Genomic DNA, 21,412 nt, shown 5'->3' on the forward strand with positions numbered 1-21,412 from the left:
CGACCACGATTACGACAACGACAACGACAACGACGCCCGGTCCGTGAGAACGTCCGGAGTTCTGATCGCACCCCCAGAATCACCCACCGAGACGACGCCTATGCCCCCCATCCACAGCCCCCCCACCGTACTCTGCGTGGGCGGTCACGACCCGAGCGGCGGCGCCGGGATCGGCGCGGACGCCGAGGCCGTGCGGGCCGCGGGCGCCTTCGCCCTCACGGTGGTCACCGCCCTGACGGACCAGGACACCCGCGGGCTGCGGCAGGTCTATCCCCAACCCGCCGCCCGGATCGAGGCCCAGTGCCGCGCCCTGATCGCGGACGGCGACCCGGCGGCGATCAAGATCGGGCTGATCGGCGATGCGCGGCTGGTCCCGATCCTGTGCGCCATCTGCGACGACCACCCGGCCTTGCCGGTAGTGCTGGACCCAGTGCTGGCCTCCGGGGCGGGGCAGGCGCTGGCCGACGCGGCCCTGATCCAGGCGCTGCTCACCGACCTGCTGCCCCGCGCCACCCTGGTGACGCCCAATCTGCCCGAGGCACAGCGCTTGAGCGGCGGCGCCGATGCGGCGGACTGCGCGCGGCGCCTGCGCGCGGCCGGGGCGCGCTGGGTCCTGATCACCGGCACCCATGAGGATGCCCCGGCCGTGACCAACCGACTCTATGGGAACGACGGGGACCCGCAGGCCCGGACCTGGCCGCGCCTGCCCGGCGACTATCACGGCTCCGGCTGCACGCTCGCGAGCGCTATCGCCGCCCGCCTCGCCCTGGGGCTCAGCCTGCCGACGGCGGTCGCGGCGGCCCAGGACTATACCTGGACCAGTCTGGCGCGCGCCTGGCGCACCGGCCGCGGCCAGCTCACCCCCAACCGGCTCTATGCCCTGCCCCGGGACCCGGCGGGCTGCGGAGCCGCCCCATGAGCCGGTCATTACGCGGGCTCTATGCCATCACCCCGGAGCCGGGCCCCGGCGACCCGGCGCACGCGCACCAGCGGCTGATCGGGCAGGTGGCGCGCGCCATCGACGGCGGCGCCCGGCTGGTCCAGTACCGGGCCAAGGGGCTGGCCCCGGACCGGCGACGGACCCAGGCGGCCGCGCTGGCCGAACTGTGCGACGCCGCCGCCGTCGCCCTGATCATCAACGATGACGTCGAACTCGCCCTGGCGGTCGGCGCCGCCGGCGTCCACCTGGGCCGGGACGACGCCGCCCCAGCCGCCGCCCGGGCCCGCCTGGGGCCGGACGCGATCATCGGCGTCTCCTGTTACGACCGCCTGGACCTGGCCCTGAGCGCCGCCACGGCCGGGGCCGACTACTGCGCCTTCGGCAGCTTCTTCCCCTCGCGCGTCAAACCCGACGCGGTGCGCCCCGCCCCCGACCTCTTGACCCGGGCCCGCGCACGACTCAAGGTACCGCTGGTTGCGATCGGCGGCATCACACCACAGAATGCCGGGCTGCTGATCGCGGCCGGCGCCGACCTGCTGGCCGTGATCACGGGTATCTTTGCCGCCCCGGATATCGCCGCGGCGGCCCGGGCCTACAGCCAACTATTTGAACCGGGCGTGCGCCCGACGGAGCCTTCCTGATGAGCCGATCCCACGACCTCTTTACCGCCGCCCAACGCCACATCCCCGGCGGCGTCAACTCACCGGTGCGGGCCTTCCGCGGGGTCGGCGGCGACCCGATATTCTTCGAAAGCGCGCTGGGGCCCTACGTCTTCGACGCGGACGGCAAGCGCTATGTCGACTATGTCGGCTCCTGGGGTCCCATGATCCTGGGCCACGCCCACCCAGAGGTCCTGGCGGCGGTCCGGGAGCGACTCGACAAGGGCCTGTCCTTCGGCGCCCCCACCGAGCTTGAGACCACCATGGCGGATCGCGTGTGCGCCCTGGTCCCGAGCATGGACCTGGTGCGCATGGTCAGTTCCGGCACCGAGGCCACCATGAGCGCGCTGCGCCTGGCCCGCGGCTTCACCGGCCGCGACAAGATCGTGAAGTTCGAGGGCTGCTACCACGGCCACGCGGACTCACTCCTGGTCAAGGCCGGCTCGGGCGCCCTGACCTTCGGCGAACCCAGTTCCCCCGGGGTGCCCAAGGCCCTGGCGGAACTCACCATCACCCTGACCTATAACGACCTGGCACAGGTCGAGGAGACCTTCGCCGCGCTCGGCCACGAAATCGCCTGTATCATCGTCGAGCCGGTCGCCGGCAACATGAACTGCATCCCCCCGGTGCCCGGCTTCCTGGAAGGGCTGCGCGCCGTATGCGACCGCTATGGAGCGCTGCTGATCCTGGACGAGGTCATGACCGGCTTTCGCGTCGCCTTGGGCGGGGCCCAGGCCCATTACGGCATCCGCCCGGACCTGACCGCGCTCGGCAAGGTGATCGGCGGCGGCATGCCGGTCGGGGCCTTCGGCGGGCGGCGCGAGGTGATGGAGCGAATCTCCCCCCTGGGTCCGGTCTATCAGGCCGGCACCCTGTCCGGCAACCCGATCGCCATGGCGGCGGGACTCAAGACCCTGGAGCTGATCTCCGCCCCCGGCTTCTACGAGCGGATCGCCGCGCGCACGGTGCAACTCACGGACGGCCTGCTGGAGCGCGCCCGCGCCGCCGGCGTGCCCCTGGCGGTGAACCGGGTCGGCGGCATGTTCGGCCTCTTCTTCACCCATGCGCCCCAGGTCACCAACTACGCCCAGGCCACCGCCTGCAACCAAGACCAGTTCCGCGCCTTCTTCCACGCCATGCTGGAACACGGCGTCTATCTGGCCCCCTCCGCCTTCGAGGCCGGGTTCGTCTCCATCACCCACGAGGAGGCGCAGCTCGTGGCCACCCTGGTGGCCGCCGCGGCGGCCTTCGCCCGGGTCGCCGCCTAGGGTCGCGGCGCGCCGGACCCGCGGCAACCCCGCGGGTCCGGCACCCGGCACCGCGCACCAGAGCCCCAGTGGACGCACTCTTCGATCAAGTCCTGGCCTGGGTGAGCGCACACCCGGGCTGGGCCTATGCCGTGATCTTCGCGGTCGCCATGGGTGAGTCCACCGCGATCATCGGGCTCATCGTCCCCGGGGTCGTCCTGCTGCTCGGCACCGGCGCCCTGATCACCACCGGCGCCATCGCGTTCTGGCCCGCCTTCGCCGCCGCGGTCATCGGGGCCGTCGTCGGCGACGGCCTGAGCTATGGCCTGGGGCGCCATTACAAGCTGCGCCTGCGCGGCATCTGGCCCTTCTGCCGCTACCCCGAGTCCCTGGACCAGGGCATCGCCTTCTTCGCCCGCCACGGCACCTGGAGCGTGGTCATCGGGCGCTTCGCCGGACCCAGCCGCGCCTTCACCCCGCTCGTCGCGGGAATGCTGGACATGGGCCCACGCCGCTTCTTCACGGCCGATATCGCCTCCGCGATGGCACAGATTCTCACCTATTTCATCCCCGGCATGGTGCTCGGGGCCTCGCTGAAGCTGGCCGCCGAGGCGGCCGTGCGCCTGGCCATCCTCGGGCTGCTCCTGGCCGGCACCCTGTGGTTCATCTTCTGGGCGGCCCACCGGGTCTACCGCTTGCTCGCCCCCCACGCCGGCCACTGGCTGCAGCGACTGCTGCGCTGGGCCGACCTGCACCCCAACTTGGGCGGCCTCGCGCTCGCCCTTGCAGACCCCTCGCACCCGGATGCCCGCGCCCTGACCGGGCTCGCCTTCCTCCTGCTGCTGGGCACCCTCCTGCTCGGGGCCGTCACCGGCCTGACCCTGTTCGGCCCGCGCGAACTGGCCCTGAATCTCGCCGCCCTGGACCTGGGCCAGAGCCTGCACACCCCGCTCGGCAATCGCCTGATGATCGCGCTGGCCGCGTTCGGCGCCCCCATCGTGGTCCTGCCCATGGTGCTCCTGGTGTACGCCTGGCTGCGTTGGCGCGGCGACGAACACCGGGGGCACTACTGGTTGGCAACGGCCGCCTTCCCCCTGGCGGCCACCCTCGTGCTCGGCGCCCTGCTCGCGGTACCGCGACCCGACCTCGGCCTGCACCTGGCCCTGCCCTGGTCCTTCCCCAGCGGGCCCGTCGTGCTGGCCACCAGTGTCTACGGATTCCTGGCCATCGCCATTGCCCGCGGCCTGGCCGCCCCGCTGCGCTGGGTCCCCTATGCCCTGGCCACCACGCTGATCACGGCAGTGGCCGGGGCCCGGGTCTATCTGGGCGCGGAGTGGCTCACCAGCGTCATCAACAGCATCGCCCTGGGTCTCGTGTGGGTCGCGGCCCTGGGGCTCGCCTTCCGCCGCCATAGCCGCCTGGCGCTGCGCCCCGGCGCACTCGCGGCGGTCGCCGCGATCGGACTGGCCGCGGGGCTCGGCCTCCACGGCGCCGTCATCGGCGACCGGGACCTGGAGCGACTGACCCCGGCCCCGCAGCTCGCGACCCTGGAGCGCAGCGCCTGGCAGGACGCCGCCTGGGCGCGGCTCCCACACCACCGGGAGGACCTGCGTCAGCGCCATCGCCACCCCTTGACCATTCAGTACGCGGGCGACCCGGCCTTGCTCACCGCGGCCCTGGCCGGGTCCGGCTGGCAGCCCGCACCGCTCCTGGATTGGGGCAGCGCCCTGCGGCTGCTGTCGCCCTCCTTGCCGCTGGCGGAGATCCCCGTCATCCCCCAGGTCCACGACGGCCGTCATGAGGCCCTGATCCTGACCAAGGCCACGGGCGCCGACCACCGGCAGGTCCTGCGCCTCTGGCCCACCCGCTGGCGCCTGACGGACGGCGCGCCCCTGTGGGTCGGCAATGTCACTCGCCAGCGCCGGGGCCTGTTGCTCAATCTGATCGTCGTCCCCGCCACCGACCCCCAAGACTTCCGCCTGCCCCCGGAATTTGAAAGGGAGTTACCGGGACTGCGCCTACGCGCCGCGTCCGGGGACGGACCCTTGCGGATTGAGGAGGAACCCGCAAGGGCACCTCCAGAGCCTTGACAGACTGAGGGGGATTTGTTTGACTGGCATCGACGCAACCGTTCATCGGGTAGTTTTGCGCCCACAGGCACTCGTAACCTGACTGGTGGTCTGTCCTCCATGTTGGAAGGACCCGAAGCCGTTGCCCCGTTTCCGACGCTCCACCGTCAGTCGGGCGATACGTTGGATCAAAGATGCTCATGCTTGCGGAACTGCAACCCCAGCCACCTCTGCCCGGCCTCAAGCGCATGGCGCACCCGCTCGATCCGGCCGCTGCCGATCAAGGGCAAAGGCCCGCTCGGATGGGCCATGACCCAAGCATAGACCAATTGCTCCGGACCTTACCCGCGGCCCGCAGTGTCGTGAAGGCCGCCGCCACCTGATCCGCATCCAGCAGATGTCCGCGTGGTCCACCGTGGTGATCCCCAGATCCAGTCCCTGCTCGATGAAGGCAATGAGTTGAGGCCGCGACAGGCCCCAATCCAGCAGGCGCCAGTAGCCCATGACGAAGCGGCTGAAGTCCGGACCGCCGGGGCCGAGTTGGATGCGTGAACAGGGCATAGGACTATCCCACTGACGAATTAGGGCCGGCCCAGCCGGTCGATGAATACGGCCAACCCGTCCAGCAGCGCCGCCTCCTGATCGCGCTGGGGGAAATGACCGCAGCGGGCCAGTTTGAGCAGTTGCGTCCCCGGCACCCGGGCGGCGATCACATCGATCTGGCGCATGGTGGCGTACTCGTCGTCCTCGCCCTGGATCGCCAGCACCGGACAACGGATGTTGCCCAGGGACTCCTCGATGTTCCAGTCGCGGAATGCCGGCGACAGCCAGCAGTCGTGCCAGTCCTTGAAGACCCGCGCGGCCGGCGCCTGATGGTAGCGCGCAAGCCTCTGCGGTAAATCGGTGGTATGCCAGGCGATGCCGGCGGCGCGAATGCCGGCCAAGGCCTCGGGCTCGACGAATTCGTGCGGCGCGATCACCGCCAGCGCGCGCGGCACCGCCGGGAAGGCCGCGGCAAAGATCAGGGCAATGCTGCCGCCGTCGCTGTGGCCGATCAGCACCGGGGCTTCGATCCGCAGCGCGGCGAGCAGCGCGGGCAGGACCTCCTCGGCTTCGCGATGCAGGTAGCGCGGCGTGCGCGGGTCCGTATAGGCCTGCGAGCCCCCGTAACCGGCACGCGACCAGGCAATGACGCGGCAGCCGGTCACCGCCGCCAACCGCACGGAAAAATAGCGCCACATGGCCACACAACCCAGGCCGTCGTGCAGCAGCAGCAAGGGCGGGCGGCCCGGCACCAGCGCCGGATGATCCCGATATTCAAGGCGCAAACCGTTCACAACGATGTGTTTCATAGCTCAGGAACGGTTCATCAATGATCCATAAGGAAATGCTCTGTGCACCGTTGTCGTTGTCGTTGTCGTAGTAGTAGTCGTAGTCGAGGTTGTCGTAGCGCCCCGGATCCTCTCGCACCCCAAAGTGCATCGCTTCTCCGATTACGACAACGACAACGACAACGACAACGATTGTGTTCGTGTTTAACTCTTGCTTGACTCGTCACTCAGCCGCACGGCCAGGGTAGCAGCAATTCCATGGACAGGTCCGGGCGCCGACCGCTCAGCGCTGACAGTCCCGCGTGTCGTTCCGGCCCCAAGGCGGCCGGGCCACCCCGCGGCTCAATGCCCATGCGCCTGCAACCACTGCTCCAACATGACCAGCACCCACAGCATGACGCCGTAATAGCCGGCGTGCTGCCCGGCGTGGCGGGCGCGCAGCCAGTCGATATAGTCGGGGCGCACGATGCCGCGCGCACGCAGGGCGTTCAGGCTGTCGTCGGCCAGGGCCTTGAGCGGGGCGTATTCGGCCAGCCACAGGCCCACCGGCAGGCCGAAGCCCTGCTTCTGTTTCTTGATGATCGCGGGCGGCAGGAAATCGGCCAGGGCCTGCTTGAAGAACCAGCGCAGGCGGTTGTCCTTGAGCTGAATCCGGGGCGGCACCGAGGCGGCAAAGTCCATCAGGCGTTCGTCGAGCAGGGGGTAGCGCACGTCTACCCCGGCCAGTTCGCAGGCCTGGTTGACCTTGCGCAGGTCGTTGTCCGCCAGAGTGATCTTCAGATCCAGGTGCATCATGCGGTTGATGATGGCGCGCGAGCTGATGTGGTGGTAGCAGGCGCGCTGGGTCTCCAGGGGCGCGTTCGGGTCCACGCGGGCGAGGAAGGCGGGGTCGAAGATCGCGGCGAGCGGGGTGCGGTGCAGGAAGTTGTAGCTCTCCAGTCGGTCCGGCAGCGGGGTGCGCGCCTGGTCCACATAGCTCTTGAATTTCCTGAGGCCGGGCACCGCATCCAGGCCGGGGATGGCGGCCAGCGGGTCCAGCAGGCCGCGGCGGACCCACCCGGGGAGGCTGCGGTAGAGCTCGAAGAGTTGCTGGTTGGCGTAGCGGGCATTGCCGCCGAAGATCTCATCGCCCCCGTCGCCGGCCAGGAGCCGGGTGCAGCCGTCGTTACGGGCGAAACGGGCGCAGAGATACGCGGGGATGATGGATGCGTTGGCGAAGGGCTCGTCGCACCAGGCCGCAAGCCGCGGAATCGCGTCCAGGACGTCCTGGGGCTGGACATAGTATTCCCGCGCCTCGGTGCCGAAGTGGCGCGCGGCGACGCGGGCATAGGCCATCTCGTCGTAGCCCCGGGCGTCGAACCCCATAGAATAGGTCCGCACCGGCACGCCGCGCAACCGGCGCAAGGTGCCGGCGACGGTGGAACTGTCGGTACCGCCGCTCAGAAAGCACCCGACCTCGCCCGCGCCCGCCCCGGGCGCCGCGGCCGCGCCGCCGACCACCAGGGGCAGCAGCCGACGGAACTCCCGGCTGAGATCCGCAAGCGGGGTCGGGTTGTCGTCCCGATAGGGCATGTGCCAGTAGAAGAAGGCGTGGCGGCCGAGCGGGTTGAGGTCCACCGCCTGGGCGGGCAGCAGTTTCTCCACCCCCTGGTAGATGCTGCCGGGACTCGGGACCACATGGAAATAGAGATAGTCGAAGAGCGCCTGGTCGCGCAGGCGCGCCGGGAACCCGGGCAGCCCGGTGAAGGCGCACAGGCGGCTGGCGAAGGCCACGGTCTCACCCAGGCGGCACAGGTAGAGCGGCCTGATCCCCGCCCGATCGACCGCCAGCAGGACCTTGCGGCGACGCAGATCCATGAGCGCCAGGGCGAAGCTGCCGTGGATGTGCCCGAGCAAGGCATCGCCCTCGGCGTGGTAGAGGCGGGCCACCGCCGCCGCGTCCAGAACTCCGGACGCCATGCCGCCCAGGCCGGTGACCGGCTCGGTGAGACAGACCACGACCTCCTCGTCGGCATAGACGAGGTCGGGGCCGGCCTGGGAGCCCGCGTGCCCGCCGCGGTCACGGACGCGCCCGACGCCGGGCCCCGGCGCCCCCCCGGCGATCACACCGCGCCCCAGCATGGTATCGAGTAGCTGGTCCGAGGCCTGAGCGTCGGCGATTTGGCCCATCCAACCACAAATGGCGTACATCGGTCCTCTCCTGGGGGGTGGCGGCCGGAGTGCGAGGACGCGGCGCGTCCCGCCGGCGGGCGGTCGAGCCGCGATTATACCCGGCGGCCCCTGGAACTCGCCCGAGGGAGCGGCCGCGGATGGTGATTGCGCCGCGCACGCGCGGACCGGACCCGCCATACTTACCCATTGTCCGCACCCGCCTGACCCATCAACCAACGCCTACGGAGCCTCAGCATGCGCTCGATCTTCCTCGTCACCGCCGTATTCGCCGCGGCCCCCCTGCTTGCGCAGACCGCAACGCCCCCCGCCGCCACGCCGACCTCGGCCGCGGCCCCCAACCCGAATCTCGAGCAGGCCCGGGCCCTGACCAAGGAATTCGCCGACACCTTGAAGGGCGAGTTGGAGGCCGCCATGAAGTCCGGGGGCCCCGTTGCGGCCATCGGCGTATGCAAGGAGCGGGCACCGGCCATCGCCGCCGCCATCTCCGGGCGGTCCGGCTGGGAGGTCGGGCGCGTCAGCCTCAAACCACGCAACGCTAAGGGCGGGCAGCCGGACGCCTGGGAGCGGCAGGTGCTGACCCGCTTCGACGAGCGCAAGGCGGCCGGTGAACCGGTCGAAACCATGGCCTTCGCCGCCGTGGTGGACGGTGACGGTACCAAGCAGTTCCGCTTCATGAAGGCGATCCCCACGGGTGAGGTCTGTCTCGCCTGCCACGGCGGCAATATCGCCCCCACGGTGGCCGCGACCCTGGACCAAGCCTATCCAGAGGACCACGCGCGCGGTTATGCTGTCGGGGATATCCGCGGGGCCTTCAGCCTGACCAAGCCGATCGACTGATACGAGCGCGGACGCACCGCGGATCGGGTCGGTTGGGTGCAGCGCATCCCCGGCACCTTAATTTCCCCGGCATCACAGTGCGGCCGGCGCCAAGCCCCGGCCGACAACAGCGGGTGTAACCATGTCCGACCAACGCTTCGATCTGACCTACAAGGGCCTGGTCGCCCCGGGGGCCGACCCCGAAACGGCCCGGCAACGCCTGACCGGGGTCTTCAAGCTCAGCGACAAGGGCGCCGAGCGCCTGTTCACCGGCCGGCCGGTGGTGGTCAAGCGCGATGTGGATGCGGCCACCGCCGGCCGCTTCAAGAAGATCTTTGCCCACGCGGGGGCGGTCTTGACGATCACCCCGGTGGCGGACTCGGGGAGCGCGGCCGACCAGGAACTGGCCGCCGCGCCGCCGCCCCAGGCCGACGACCCGCGCGAAGGCGCGCCGTTGTCCCTGGCGCCCCAGTGGGGCGATCTGGAGTCCCCCCCGGCCGCCGCGCCGCCGGTGTTGGACTTGAGCTATCTGAGTCTGGTCCCGGGCGACAAGTGGACCCTGGAGGATTGCCAGGCCCCCCCGACCCCGATCCCGGAACTGGACACCAGCGCACTGGAACTGGAACCGCTCCAGCCGCGGACCGAACACACCACCGACCCACTACTGGACTGACAGCGAGCGATGACCAAGGACTTCGACCATATCGTGATCGGCGCGGGCATCAGCGGGCTCGGCGCCGCCCATTTCTCGGCCCGGCGCGGCCTGGGCACCCTGGTCCTGGAGGCCGCCCCCCGGGTGGGTGGGTGCATCAACACCCACGAGTTCCAAGGGCTTGGCGGGTTCTGGACCGAGGCGGGCAGCCACACCTGTTTCAACAGCTACGGCAATCTGCTCACCATCATGGACGACCTGGGTCTGACCAGCCGGGTCCTGCCCAAGGCCAAGGTCGGCTACCGGCTGTGGCAGGACGGGGAGCGCCGCTCCATCGTGTCCGCCCTGCATGTCCTGGAGGCCGCAGTGTCGCTGCCGCGACTCTTCACGACCCCGAAGCAGGGGCAGCGCGTGGCGGACTATTACGGCCGCGTACTGGGGCGGCGCAATTATCGGGACCTGCTGCGCCACGCCTTCCAGGCAGTGATCTGTCAAGCCGCGGACGACTATCCGGCCGAGGCCCTGTTCCGCCGTAAGCCGCGCCGCAAGGACGTGATCAAAGCCTTCACCTTCGCCGACGGGCTCGCGGCCATCCCCGCGGCCATCGCCGGCCAGGACCGGCTCCAGATCCGCACCGGCCAGCGCATCACTGCCGTCGTTCCCGACCAGGGCGGCTGGCGGGTCGTCGCCGACGGCGCCGGTGAGGTCACCTGTGATTATCTGACCCTGGCGGTGCCGCCGGATGCCGCCGCCCGGCTGCTGCCGGCCGGCTTCGACGGGGCGCGGGACGCGATCGGGGCCATCGCCATGGCGGAGATCGAGACCCTACTCTTGGCATTTCGCGGCGCGGACCTGCAACTGCCCGCCCTGGCGGGGCTCATCGCGGTCGACGGGCCATTCTACTCGGCGGTCTCCAGAGACTTCCTGCCCGAGCGCACCCATCGCGGCTTCGCCTTCCACTTCCGCCCCGGGGCCCTGTGCCGGGACGACCAGGTAACCGTCGCCTGCCGGGCCCTGGGGGTCGACCCCGGACAGGTTGCTGCCCAAGCACAGGTGCACAACCGCCTGCCGGCCCTGCGTGCCGGGCATACGGCCGTGGTCGGGCGCATCGACAGCGCCATCGTCGGCAGCCGTTTGGCCATCACCGGCAACTGGTTCCTCGGGGTCTCCATTGAGGACGCCCTGACCCGCAGCCGCCGGGAGACCGACCGCCTGTTCGGGGCCGAACCTTCCCGGATACCATGACATCATGGTATATCGTTAACACCATAAAGAAGTATTTATCCGCTGCGTTCATTTGCGGACAATGTTCTTCCCCGCAGCAGCAACCAAGGAGCATTCCCATGCGTCACCCATTTATTTTTCTATGCCTGCTCGGCTTGGCCCAGGCGAGCGCCGCCGAGATGATCGGCAGCGTGAACACCAAGTTCAAACTCATGGGCCCGAGCGACAAGATCGTCGTGGAGGTCTTCGACGACGAGGACCTGCCCGGGGTCGCCTGCTATCTCAGCCGCGCCAAGACCGGCGGCATCTCCGGCGCGGTCGGGGTGGCGGAGGACACCTCGGACGCCTCGCTGGACTGCGCCCAGATCGGGCCCATCAACCCGCCCGATGACATCCGCAGCGGTAAGCGCAACGGCGAGCAGGTCTTCAAGAAGCGCACCTCGCTGATCTTCAAGACCCTTCAGGTGGTGCGCTTCTACGACCCCCAGCGTAACGTCGTGGTCTATATGACCTACAGCGACCGGGTCCTCGAGGGGTCGCCCAAAAACAGCGTCGCGGTGGTGGCCATCGCGCCCTGGGGCACCCAGCCCCCGGGCGTCGGCGTACCGGCGCAGACACCGGCCCCGGCGACCAAGCCCGGTCAATGAACGGGCGCGCAACATCCCTGACGCAAGCCTGGACCCCTATGACCGCGTCCGTTGGAACAGGTCGACGCCTGCGCCAGTCGACGCAACCCATCGCACTACCGGAATACCGACCGTGTCCATGAAGAAGAACATCGGCCAGACCGACCGCACGATCCGCCTGGCCGTCGCCGGGCTCTTGGTGCTCTGCGGCATCTGGCTGCACCTGTGGTTCCTGTCAGTCATCGCCCTGGCCCTGGTGGTCACTGGCTTCACCGGCATCTGCCCGGTCTATCTTCCGTTCAAGATCGACACCAACAAGGACGGCGAGGACTGATCCGAACGCCGGCCGCTCAGTCGCAACGCAGGGGCGCCAGGGCACCCGTCGCGCGGTAGGCGCGGTAATCCGCGAGCACCGCGGCGTGATCGAAGGCGAGCAGGGCCGGGATGGCCTCGGGCAGGCAGACCAGCACCGCACGGGCGTCGTCCAGCGCCCGCGGCTCGCCGGTGGCCTCAGCCACATAGACCGCGCTGACCGTGTGGCCCCGCGGGTCGCGACCGGGGTCTGAATAGACACCGAGCAGGGCGCGCAGGGTGACGATCAACCCGGTCTCCTCCCGTGCCTCCCGCACCGCCGCCCGCTCCACGCGCTCCCCGACATCCACGAAGCCGCCGGGGATGGCCCAACCCGGGGGCGGGTTGCGGCGCTCGATCAGGACGATGGGGCGGCCGGGGCGGTCCACCAGTTCAATGATGGCGTCCGCGGCGAGCAGGGGTGTCACGGGTTTGGGCATGGGGATGGATTCCTGGGGTCAGATCGCGGCACAGTATCAGGACAACGAGTCGGATCGCCATTGTCGTTGTCGTTGTCGTTGTCGTTGTCGTTGTCGAGGTTATCGTAGCACCGTGGATTCTCTCGCACCCCAAATTGCATCGCTTCTCCGATTACGATTACGATTACGACAACGACAACGACAACGATTGTGTTTCACTTGTTCTTCACTCGTTACATGACGTCATCGCCCGACCCTGGAGCACCGTATTGGAAGCCTTTCTTCTCTCCACCGGCGTGGTCGCACTCGCCGAAATCGGCGATAAGACCCAACTCCTCGCCTTCATCCTCGCCGCCCAGTTTCGCAAACCGGTCCCCATCATCCTGGGCATCCTCATCGCCACGCTGGCCAACCATGCCCTGGCGGCGGCCTTGGGGCTCTCCGTGGCGGCCCTGATCGAACCCCAGACCCTGCGCTGGGTGCTGGGGCTGTCCTTCATCGCCATGGCGATCTGGATTCTGATCCCCGACCGGCTCGACGAGGACGACGCCAAGCTCGCCCGCTTCGGGGTCTTCGGCACCACCCTGATCGCCTTCTTCATCGCCGAGATCGGCGACAAGACCCAGGTCGCGACCGTGGCCCTGGCGGCGCAGTATCAGTCGATCGTGCTGGTCGTCGTCGGCACCACGCTCGGGATGCTGATCGCCAATGTACCGGCCGTGATCCTCGGCGACCGCATCGCGGGCCGCCTGCCCGTCCATCTGGTCCACCGCGTCGCGGCCGCCATCTTCGCGCTCCTGGGCCTGCTCACCCTCCTGGGGGTCGGGGAAGGCTACGGCCTGTGAGCCCGGAAAGAGCAGTTATCCACAGATGAACACAGATGAACACAGATGATTCATTGACTTACCCCTGACCGGGGGCTCACCTTGCCGGTGAGTGAAACAATAGCGATAAGCGCATGACAATCTGAAGAAAATCTGTGTTCATCTGTGTCCATCTGTGGATTTTAGGGTGAGCGGCGCCCCCGCTGCCGCGGAGAATGGCCGCTGGCAGGCCCGACTCGAACTCGGTCTCGCGGACCGGGCCGGGCGCACGGTCGTGGCACACCAACGCCACCAGGGGCCGCTGACGGTCCAGCGCCCCTTCTACCCCGAGGGCGCACCCTGCCACCTCTATCTGCTGCACCCACCCGGGGGGGTGGTCGGGGGCGACCGGCTGGAGGTCAGGGTCCGGGTCGAGGCCGGGGCCCATGCACTGATCACCACCCCGGGGGCGGCCAAGTTCTATCGCAGCGCCGGTCCCCGGGCGGACCAGGTGCAACACCTCGAGCTCGCCGCGGACGGGGTCCTGGAGTGGTTTCCGCAGGAGAACATCCTGTTCCCCGGGGCCCAGTTGTGCTCGAGCATGGCGGTGGACCTGGCCCCGGGCGCCCGCTTCCTGGGCGCCGAGGTCCACTGCCTGGGGCGGCCGGCGATCAGCGAGCGCTTCGCCCAGGGGCGCGCAGACCTGCGCCTGCGGGTCAGCCGGGCGGGCGTCCCCCTGCTCTTGGAGCGGCTCCTGGTGACCGCCGGGCAGGGCCTGGATGGACCTACCGGGCTGCGCGGCCTGCCGGTCACCGGGACCCTGCTGGCGAGCGGCGCGGACGCCGCGGACCTGGCCGCGGTCCGCGCCCACCCCGGGGGCGCCGGGTACCGGCCCGGCGCGGATCAGACGCGACCAGCAGCAACACCCCTCTGGGCCGCGACCCTGCTCGGCGACCTCCTGATCGTCCGCACCCTGGCCCCCGCGACCGAACCCATACAGCGGCTTTTCATCGCCCTTTGGGGCATACTTCGCCCCAGACTGCTGGGGCGCCCGGCCTGCCCGCCGCGGATCTGGGCCACCTGAGCGACCCGCCCCGCCGACCCGCATCAGCGACCCCGAACCGGAGGCCACCGTGGATCTCACCCCCCGCGAGAAAGACAAACTGCTGCTCTTCACCGCCGGCCTGCTCGCCGAGCGACGCCGCGCCCGGGGCCTGCGGCTCAACTACCCGGAGGCCATGGCCTATATCAGTTGCGCCATCCTGGAGGGCGCCCGCGACGGCCGGAGCGTCGCCGAGCTGATGGACCTCGGCCGCACCCTGCTGACCCGGGAGGACGTCATGGACGGCATCGCGGAGTTGATCCACGAGGTCCAGGTCGAGGCGACCTTTCCGGATGGCACCAAGTTGGTGACGGTCCACGATCCCATCGTCTAAAAGAAGTACGTTAGTACGTTAGTACGGGAGTACGTTGGGGGCGCCTGGTACTTACGTACTAACGTACTAACGTACTAACGTACTTTCTTTCCCGGAGTAGGCCATGATTCCAGGCGAAGTCTTCACCGCCCCCGGCCAGATCGAGCTCAACGCCGGTCGCCCGGTGCTGAGCGTGGCCGTCGCCAATACCGGCGACCGGCCCATTCAGGTGGGCTCGCACTACCACTTCTTCGAGACCAACGCGGCGCTGCACTTCGACCGTGAACCGACCCGTGGCCAACGGCTGGACATCCCGGCCGGTACCGCGGTGCGCTTCGAGCCGGGGCAGACGCGGACCGTGACACTGGTCCCCTATGCCGGCAGCCGCCGGGTCTATGGCTTCAATGCCCAGGTGATGGGCGCGCTGGATGGAGCAACGCCATGAGCCGTATCGATCGTGCCGCCTATGCCTCACTCTACGGCCCCACGGTCGGCGACCGGGTCCGCCTCGGTGACTCGGAGTTGATCATCCAGGTAGAAGAGGACCGCACCGTTTATGGCGACGAGGTCTCCTTCGGCGGCGGCAAGGTGATCCGCGACGGCATGGGGCAATGCCAGCGCGAATGCCACGCGGTCGCCGATCTGGTCATCACCAATGCCCTGATCCTGGACCATTGGGGCATCGTCAAGGCCGACGTCGGCATCAAGGACGGACGCATCTGCGGTATCGGCAAGGCCGGCAACCCGGATACCCAGGCGGGGGTCGATATTCTCATCGGCCCCGGCACCGAGGTCATCGCCGGCGAGGGCCAGATCCTCACCGCCGGGGGCATCGACGCCCACATCCATTTCATCTGCCCCCAGCAGGTGGAGGACGCGCTGATGTCGGGGATCACCACCATGATCGGTGGCGGCACCGGTCCGGCCACCGGCACCAACGCCACCACCTGCACCCCGGGTCCCTGGAACCTCCACCGAATGCTCCAGGCGGCCGAGGGGCTGCCGGTCAACCTGGGCTTTCTGGGCAAGGGCAATGCCAGCCTGCCGCTCCCCCTGGAGGAGCAGGTACGCGCCGGGGCCATGGGGCTCAAGCTCCACGAGGACTGGGGCACCACCCCGGCCGCCATCGACTGCTGTCTGGGCGTGGCGGAGCTTGCCGATGTGCAGGTCGCCATCCATACGGATACCTTGAATGAGAGCGGCTTTGTCGAGGACACCATCGCCGCCTTCAAGGACCGCACCATCCACACCTATCACACCGAGGGCGCGGGCGGCGGCCATGCCCCGGACATCATCAAGGCGGCGGGGCTGCCCAATGTGTTGCCCTCCTCCACCAACCCGACCCGGCCCTATACGGTCAATACGGTGGACGAGCACCTGGACATGCTGATGGTCTGCCATCACCTGTCGCCGTCGATCCCGGAGGACGTCGCCTTTGCCGAGTCACGCATCCGCCGCGAGACCATCGCCGCGGAGGACATACTCCACGACCTGGGCGCCTTCAGCATGATCTCGTCGGACTCCCAGGCGATGGGCCGGGTCGGCGAGGTCATTACCCGCACCTGGCAGACGGCCCACAAGATGAAGGTGCAGCGCGGCGCCCTGACCCAGGACCCGGCCGCCCACGACAACTTCCGCGCCAAGCGCTATGTGGCCAAGTACACCATCAACCCGGCCATCGCCCACGGCATTGCGCATGAGGTCGGCTCGGTGGCCGTCGGCAAGCTTGCCGACCTGGTGCTTTGGCGACCCGCCTTCTTCGCGACCAAACCGAGCCTCATCATCAAGGGCGGGCTGATCGCCGCCGCCCCCATGGGCGACCCCAACGCCTCCATCCCTACCCCGCAGCCGGTCCATTACCGTCACATGTTCGCCGCCGTCGGCGGGGCCCTGCCGGCGACTTGCATGACCTTCCTGTCCCAGTGGGCCATGGACGCCGGGATCCCGCGGCAACTGGGGCTCAAGCGCCTGATCGGCATGGTGCGCAACACCCGGGCGCTGCGCAAGTCCGACATGATCCACAACGACTGGCAGCCGCTGATCGAGGTCGACGCCCAGACCTATGAGGTCCGCGCCGACGGGCAGTTGCTCACCTGCGAGCCGGCGGCGGTGCTGCCGTTTGCGCAACGGTATTTCCTCTTCTGAGCCGCGATCGGCGGCGAAGGCGAGGACCAGTCAGTGGCAGAGCACTGGTCCGGCTCGGACGCACGATCGCCTCGCGTGGCGTGGCGTGGCGTGCACACTTTCCAATCGCTACAGTGTGCACGCCAGGCTCGAGGGCTGGCCGCATCCCCTCCCCAATGGACAGGTGGAGGCAAGAAATATCTTGACAGGTGCTGAAGCACGACGTGATCATGTCCCCTGTCCCAGGACAGCGGACAGACGTAAGAGTGATCTGATGAAAAGTCAAGACATCGTCGTATTGCTGAAACTCCTCAGCCTGGAGTTGGCCGGCCAACGCCGGAAGAACCGACCCCAGGGCTCCGTGGCTGAACCTTTCGATTGGGCGGGCTGGGAGCTTTCCGCGCAAGACGAGGCTGAGTTGAATCCAGCCCTGCCTGGATACAATACGCAGTTGAGTCAGATTGTTAAAAATGCGGAACGCCGCCTGGGGTTGGAGACGAACCCGCATGAGGCTAACGAAGCAAACGAGCGTTACTCGGTGCGCGGGCTGTCTGCATCTCTAGGGATCAGCAAGACCGAAGTCGCTGCATCGCTGCGCCGCAGCGTGGATGTAGGACTGGCGCGCAAGGAACGCCAAAGCGGTCTATTGCGGACGAACGCCAGGGCCTTGTTAGACCTCCTTGAGCACGCTGTCAAGTATGTATTCCCTGCCAGGCCCGGAGCCCTGGGACGCGGCATCCCCACGGCCTTTGCGGCCCCGGTGCTGGCTGATGGACTGCGCAGCGCGGGAGACAGCATCTTCGTGTGGCCATACGCACGCGGCAGCCGGATGGGCCAGAGCATCACTCCGCTGTTCATGTCTGTCCCCGTTGCCGTGCAGAGCGACCCGGACTTATACGCCATGCTGGCACTCGTCGATGCCATTCGTCTGGGCAACCCGCGCGAGCGATCCCTCGCGGTCGCGCGGCTGACTCAACGGTTTGGCGTCCAATGACCCGTGCTGCACTTACGCATCGGGCGATGATCGCGGCCGTTGCAGAGGCTCTCGGACCTGACCTCTTGACTCGCATGGCATTTCTCGGTGGCTGCGCGACCGGGCTTCTCATCACCGACGAGTTGACCAGAGAGTCTGTGCGCTATACCGAGGACGTCGATCTCATCGTCGAAGCAGTCACCAGCGGACAATGGGCACAACTTGGGAACGCCCTGCGGAAACGCGGCTTTCGCAGTTCTCCGGAGGACGAGATCATCTGTCGTATGCGGCTCGATGTCTTGATCGTCGATTTCATGCCGACCATCGAGCAGGTGCTTGGATTTACCAACCGATGGTATCCGCTGGCCCTCGCAACGGCCGAGTGGTACTCATTGACTCCTGACCTGAGAATACGGCTAGTGACGCCGCCTCTATTCGCTGCCACCAAGCTCGAAGCCTATCGTGGACGCGGAAACGGCAACCTCTTGGCGAGCCGAGATATCGAAGACCTGATCAACCTGTTTAATGGTCGAGACGATATCGCTGAACAGATCGCACAAGGGGATAGCGAGGTCCGTCGCTACATCGCCGCGGCGATCACCCAGTTGGTTGCCGACCGCGACTTTGAGTATGCCATTCAAGGAAACCTGCGCGATGTCGGACGCGAAGAGGTGCTCTATGAGCGCCTCGCAGCAGTAGCAGCGATGTGATGATCACGCCCATCGCGCTCGCGGCGAAGTCGCTGGTGCACACAGCGGACCCTGCCGAAGCCCCCGCCCGCGACTGAGACCGCTCGGCCGGACATCTCCGTCGACCCGACATGCGCTAGCACCGGGGCGGAAACCTCGATCAACACCTGGGAGGCCTGGACCGTCAGCACAGCGGCAAGAGTGGCAGGTGAAGCAGCGTCTGAACCGGCCCGCGGCCGGAACCATGATCAAGGCCACCCAGAACCCGAACACCACGCGACACTGCCCCCACGGGTCGGCAGAACGAAAAGACGCCCGGCGCCTTGAAGCCGCCCGGGGGCGGGGCGTAGCATGACCGCTGCGTCGGCCCGCTGAACCGCGCGGTTACGGCCCCGGCCCGCACGGCCCCGCCACTTCAACCTTGGGGAGACAACGCATGTTCAAAGAAGAGCGTACCGGATCGCAATTCGACTGGTCCATGTTGGGCAACCTCGCGGAGGGTCGGCCCAATCTGGGGGACTCGATGAATGTCGCGGTCTATCGCCTGATGCAATTTACGCTGCGCGACGTGCTCATTCAACGGATGGGGGTCGCGGCTGCGGACCGGGTCTTCTATGACGCCGGCCGCGAGGCAGGGGTGCAGTTTTATGCCCATGTGCTGACGAAGAAGGACAGTTTCCCGGACTTCGTCGGCGATCTCCAGGACGCACTGCGGAAATTGAATATCGGCATCCTGCGCGTCGAACAGGCGGACCTGGAGCGGCTCAGGTTCACCCTCACGGTAGCCGAGGATCTCGATTGCTCGGGGCTGCCGGTCTGCGGCGAGCAGGTCTGCACCTATGACGAGGGGTTCATCCATGGCCTGCTGAGCTCCCATACCGGGCGGGAATTCCAGGTGCGCGAGGTCGATTGCTGGGCCTCGGGGGACCGCGTGTGCCGCTTTGAAGCACACGCACTCTGATCCGCCCGCCCAGCCGCCGCTGACACATGGTCACCGTTGCCGAACATCACCTGGATCAGTTGACCGCGACGCTGTCCCGGATCCTGCGCGGTGAAAAGCCGCCGCCCATGGTCTTGCCCGCGGATTATCCGCAGGACGAGTTCAATCAGTTTGTGGGCTATTTCAACCGCCTCGTCATCGAGTATGACGACTTCGCCGATTTCATGTATTCGATGGCCCGCGGCGAGTTGGACCGCGCGCCCCCGGCGGGTAAGATGCGGGTGCTCCAATCCTTCAAAAGCCTCCAGGCCAACCTGCGCCACCTGACCTGGAAAACGCAGCAGATCGCCGCCGGGGACCTTTCCCAGCGGGTCGATTTCATGGGCGATTTTTCGACCGCCTTCAATGAGATGACCCGGCAGTTGCAGCAGGCGTTCGCCGACCTGCGGCAGGAAAAGGAGCGCTCCGAGCAACTGCTGCGTGACCTGACCGACAGCATCCACTATTCACAGCGTATCCAGGCCGCCCTCTTACCCCCACCCGGGGCCCTGGATGACTACCTGGCCGATTCCTTCACCCTGTGGCTGCCCCGTGATATCGTGGGCGGTGACATCTATTGCCTGGAGGCCTGCCCCGCGGGCGCTCTGGTCGCACTCCTGGACTGCACCGGGCATGGCGTACCCGGCGCCCTGATGTCGATGCTGGCGGTCACCGGGCTGCGTCAACTGATCCGCGATGAACACTGCTACGCGCCCGCCGCCTTGTTGCAGCGACTCAATGAGTCGATCCGCACGACGCTGCGCCAGGATACCGCCGCGGCCCCCTCGGACGACGGTCTGGATGCGGCCATCTGTCTGATTCAGCCGGCCGAAGGGCGGTTGGTCTTTGCCGGCGCCCACTTGCCGCTCTATGTCGTTACCGATGGGCAACTGACGGAGCTGCGCGGTGATCGCGCGAGCCTGGGCTACAAGCGCTCCAAGCCGGGCCAGGTCTTTTCCAGTCACAGCGTGACGCTGCGTCCGCGCCAGTCCTTCTACCTGTGCAGCGACGGACTGCTCGACCAACCGGGCGGCCCGCGCGGCTTGCCCTTCGGGCGCGACGGGCTCAGGCAGGTGCTGGAGCGGCATTGGCGCGCGCCCTGCGCCGACCAGCGTGACGCGCTGCAGGAGCAATTGGGCACCCATGCCGGGGCGCACCCGCCCCGGGATGACGTGACCGTGCTGGGTTGGCGGGTAGCCGGCGTGCATGGCCAGGCCCCCGCCGTCTTGCCCTAGAGAACGGTGCACTGATAGGCTAAACAAGTGTAGTAGAGAATACTCTCAGTGCCGTTGTCGTTGTCGGTGTCGTAATCGAGGTTATCGTAGTGTCCCGGATTCTCTCGCACCCCAGATTGCATCGCCTCTCCGATTGCGACAACGACAACGACAACGATTGCGATTGCGATGTTTGTGTTTAACTTGTTCTTGACTAGATACCAAGCCCCAGGAGTGGCCTATGCCCACCATCGATCTGTTTGAACTGCGCAACAACTTCGCGCTGCACGACGTGCTCACCTGCTTCAATGGGCCCTTCTCGCATGGCCTGATCGAGGAGTTCGGGGTGGCCGTGCGCCAGCACCTGGAGCAACGGGCCGCGGAGCACTCGACCCTGCTCGATGTCTTCGCGGTCTATGTGGAGTTGGCCCAGAACGTCCGCAACTATATCGCCGCCAAGGGCTTCACCCCGGGTCAGCCGCATAACCCGGACTGCGCCATCATCGCCATCCTGTGGGACGGCGAGCGCTTCGCCGTGGGGGCCGGCAATGTGGTCGCCAGCGCGGACGCGGCCGGGCTCGCGGGGCGTATCGGTGAATTGAATGGATTGGACAAGGAGACCCTGCGCCGCCGCTTCAAGGAGCAACTGCGTGCGCCGCGCCGGGCCGGCGACCCCGGCGCCGGCCTCGGCCTGCTGGACATCGCCCGC

General features: G+C 67.9%; 26 protein-coding genes. 19 read left to right on the forward strand and 7 right to left on the reverse strand.

The window, feature by feature from the left end:
- Window positions 1-100: 100 nt before the first annotated feature.
- The 4 genes from QZY48_RS25350 (at window position 101) to QZY48_RS25365 (ending at window position 4,936) form a co-directional block, all read left to right on the forward strand.
- Window positions 101-919, forward strand: coding sequence for a hydroxymethylpyrimidine/phosphomethylpyrimidine kinase (locus QZY48_RS25350; protein WP_295436322.1), 819 nt, complete (start codon window positions 101-103; stop codon window positions 917-919).
- Window positions 916-1,581, forward strand: coding sequence for a thiamine phosphate synthase (gene thiE, locus QZY48_RS25355; protein WP_295436299.1), 666 nt, complete (start codon window positions 916-918; stop codon window positions 1,579-1,581). The genes QZY48_RS25350 and thiE overlap by 4 nt, the downstream gene beginning before the upstream one ends.
- Entirely contained in the window at window positions 1,581-2,867 is a 1,287-nt protein-coding gene (gene hemL, locus QZY48_RS25360) for a glutamate-1-semialdehyde 2,1-aminomutase (RefSeq protein WP_295436300.1), read from the forward strand. Before thiE ends, hemL begins: the two co-directional genes overlap by 1 nt.
- A gap of 68 nt (window positions 2,868-2,935) precedes the next feature.
- Entirely contained in the window at window positions 2,936-4,936 is a 2,001-nt protein-coding gene (locus tag QZY48_RS25365) for a bifunctional DedA family/phosphatase PAP2 family protein (RefSeq protein ID WP_295436301.1), read from the forward strand.
- A 219-nt stretch (window positions 4,937-5,155) separates the two neighbouring features.
- Here the strand turns inward: QZY48_RS25365 and QZY48_RS25370 are convergent, their stop codons facing one another.
- The 4 genes from QZY48_RS25370 to QZY48_RS25385 all read right to left on the reverse strand — a co-directional run bounded on the left by QZY48_RS25370 (window position 5,156) and on the right by QZY48_RS25385 (window position 8,436).
- On the reverse strand, window positions 5,156-5,476 hold the full coding sequence (locus QZY48_RS25370) for a hypothetical protein (RefSeq protein WP_295436302.1): 321 nt from the start codon (window positions 5,474-5,476) through the stop codon (window positions 5,156-5,158).
- A 20-nt stretch (window positions 5,477-5,496) separates the two neighbouring features.
- Window positions 5,497-6,267: an alpha/beta hydrolase gene (locus QZY48_RS25375; protein WP_295436303.1), complete on the reverse strand. Its 771-nt coding sequence runs from the start codon at window positions 6,265-6,267 to the stop codon at window positions 5,497-5,499.
- Window positions 6,233-6,397, reverse strand: coding sequence for a hypothetical protein (locus tag QZY48_RS25380; protein WP_295436304.1), 165 nt, complete (start codon window positions 6,395-6,397; stop codon window positions 6,233-6,235). The genes QZY48_RS25375 and QZY48_RS25380 overlap by 35 nt, the downstream gene beginning before the upstream one ends.
- A gap of 191 nt (window positions 6,398-6,588) precedes the next feature.
- Entirely contained in the window at window positions 6,589-8,436 is a 1,848-nt protein-coding gene (locus QZY48_RS25385) for an asparagine synthase-related protein (protein WP_295436305.1), read from the reverse strand.
- 216 nt (window positions 8,437-8,652) lie between these two features.
- Here QZY48_RS25385 and QZY48_RS25390 point away from each other — a divergent pair, with 216 nt between their 5' ends.
- From QZY48_RS25390 to QZY48_RS25410, 5 genes are all read left to right on the forward strand, one after another.
- A complete protein-coding gene (locus tag QZY48_RS25390) occupies window positions 8,653-9,255 on the forward strand; it encodes a DUF3365 domain-containing protein (RefSeq protein ID WP_295436306.1) in 603 nt (200 codons plus the stop codon).
- Between the two features lie 121 nt (window positions 9,256-9,376).
- Window positions 9,377-9,907, forward strand: a complete 531-nt coding sequence (locus tag QZY48_RS25395; RefSeq protein ID WP_295436307.1) for a hypothetical protein — start codon at window positions 9,377-9,379, stop codon at window positions 9,905-9,907.
- Window positions 9,908-9,916: 9 nt separating this feature from the next.
- A complete protein-coding gene (locus QZY48_RS25400) occupies window positions 9,917-11,131 on the forward strand; it encodes an FAD-dependent oxidoreductase (protein ID WP_295436308.1) in 1,215 nt (404 codons plus the stop codon).
- A gap of 98 nt (window positions 11,132-11,229) precedes the next feature.
- Window positions 11,230-11,757: a CreA family protein gene (locus QZY48_RS25405; RefSeq protein WP_295436309.1), complete on the forward strand. Its 528-nt coding sequence runs from the start codon at window positions 11,230-11,232 to the stop codon at window positions 11,755-11,757.
- 118 nt (window positions 11,758-11,875) lie between these two features.
- Entirely contained in the window at window positions 11,876-12,070 is a 195-nt protein-coding gene (locus QZY48_RS25410) for a DUF2892 domain-containing protein (protein ID WP_295436323.1), read from the forward strand.
- A gap of 16 nt (window positions 12,071-12,086) precedes the next feature.
- Here the strand turns inward: QZY48_RS25410 and QZY48_RS25415 are convergent, their stop codons facing one another.
- Window positions 12,087-12,527, reverse strand: coding sequence for an NUDIX hydrolase (locus tag QZY48_RS25415; RefSeq protein WP_295436310.1), 441 nt, complete (start codon window positions 12,525-12,527; stop codon window positions 12,087-12,089).
- Window positions 12,481-12,660 carry a hypothetical protein gene (locus QZY48_RS25420; protein WP_295436311.1) on the reverse strand — a complete coding sequence of 60 codons (180 nt, stop codon included), beginning with the start codon at window positions 12,658-12,660 and terminating at the stop codon, window positions 12,481-12,483. Before QZY48_RS25420 ends, QZY48_RS25415 begins: the two co-directional genes overlap by 47 nt.
- 115 nt (window positions 12,661-12,775) lie before the next feature.
- Between QZY48_RS25420 and QZY48_RS25425 the strand changes: the two genes are divergently transcribed.
- The 9 genes from QZY48_RS25425 (at window position 12,776) to QZY48_RS25465 (ending at window position 20,724) form a co-directional block, all read left to right on the forward strand.
- Complete coding sequence (locus QZY48_RS25425; protein ID WP_295436324.1) at window positions 12,776-13,351, forward strand: TMEM165/GDT1 family protein; 576 nt, start codon at window positions 12,776-12,778, stop codon at window positions 13,349-13,351.
- Window positions 13,352-13,517: 166 nt separating this feature from the next.
- The gene (locus QZY48_RS25430; RefSeq protein ID WP_295436312.1) at window positions 13,518-14,393 is read left to right on the forward strand and encodes an urease accessory protein UreD; all 876 of its coding nucleotides are present in this window, start codon (window positions 13,518-13,520) and stop codon (window positions 14,391-14,393) included.
- Window positions 14,394-14,442: 49 nt separating this feature from the next.
- Window positions 14,443-14,745, forward strand: a complete 303-nt coding sequence (gene ureA, locus QZY48_RS25435; RefSeq protein WP_295436313.1) for an urease subunit gamma — start codon at window positions 14,443-14,445, stop codon at window positions 14,743-14,745.
- Between the two features lie 103 nt (window positions 14,746-14,848).
- A complete protein-coding gene (locus QZY48_RS25440) occupies window positions 14,849-15,169 on the forward strand; it encodes an urease subunit beta (protein WP_295436314.1) in 321 nt (106 codons plus the stop codon).
- Window positions 15,166-16,869, forward strand: coding sequence for an urease subunit alpha (ureC, locus tag QZY48_RS25445; protein ID WP_295436315.1), 1,704 nt, complete (start codon window positions 15,166-15,168; stop codon window positions 16,867-16,869). Before QZY48_RS25440 ends, ureC begins: the two co-directional genes overlap by 4 nt.
- A 253-nt stretch (window positions 16,870-17,122) precedes the next feature.
- Window positions 17,123-17,842, forward strand: a complete 720-nt coding sequence (locus tag QZY48_RS25450) for a hypothetical protein (protein ID WP_295436316.1) — start codon at window positions 17,123-17,125, stop codon at window positions 17,840-17,842.
- A gap of 26 nt (window positions 17,843-17,868) precedes the next feature.
- Complete coding sequence (locus QZY48_RS25455; protein WP_295436317.1) at window positions 17,869-18,531, forward strand: hypothetical protein; 663 nt, start codon at window positions 17,869-17,871, stop codon at window positions 18,529-18,531.
- 415 nt (window positions 18,532-18,946) lie between these two features.
- Complete coding sequence (locus QZY48_RS25460; protein WP_295436318.1) at window positions 18,947-19,471, forward strand: V4R domain-containing protein; 525 nt, start codon at window positions 18,947-18,949, stop codon at window positions 19,469-19,471.
- A 26-nt stretch (window positions 19,472-19,497) separates the two neighbouring features.
- A complete protein-coding gene (locus QZY48_RS25465) occupies window positions 19,498-20,724 on the forward strand; it encodes a SpoIIE family protein phosphatase (protein ID WP_295436319.1) in 1,227 nt (408 codons plus the stop codon).
- Here the strand turns inward: QZY48_RS25465 and QZY48_RS25470 are convergent.
- Window positions 20,721-20,846: a hypothetical protein gene (locus QZY48_RS25470; protein WP_295436320.1), complete on the reverse strand. Its 126-nt coding sequence runs from the start codon at window positions 20,844-20,846 to the stop codon at window positions 20,721-20,723. The genes QZY48_RS25465 and QZY48_RS25470 overlap by 4 nt on opposite strands.
- 98 nt (window positions 20,847-20,944) lie before the next feature.
- Here QZY48_RS25470 and QZY48_RS25475 point away from each other — a divergent pair.
- On the forward strand, window positions 20,945-21,412 hold a 468-nt coding region (locus QZY48_RS25475), incomplete at its 3' end, for a SiaB family protein kinase (RefSeq protein ID WP_295436321.1).

Source organism: uncultured Thiodictyon sp., from assembly GCF_903828115.1.
Lineage (GTDB): Bacteria > Pseudomonadota > Gammaproteobacteria > Chromatiales > Chromatiaceae > Thiodictyon.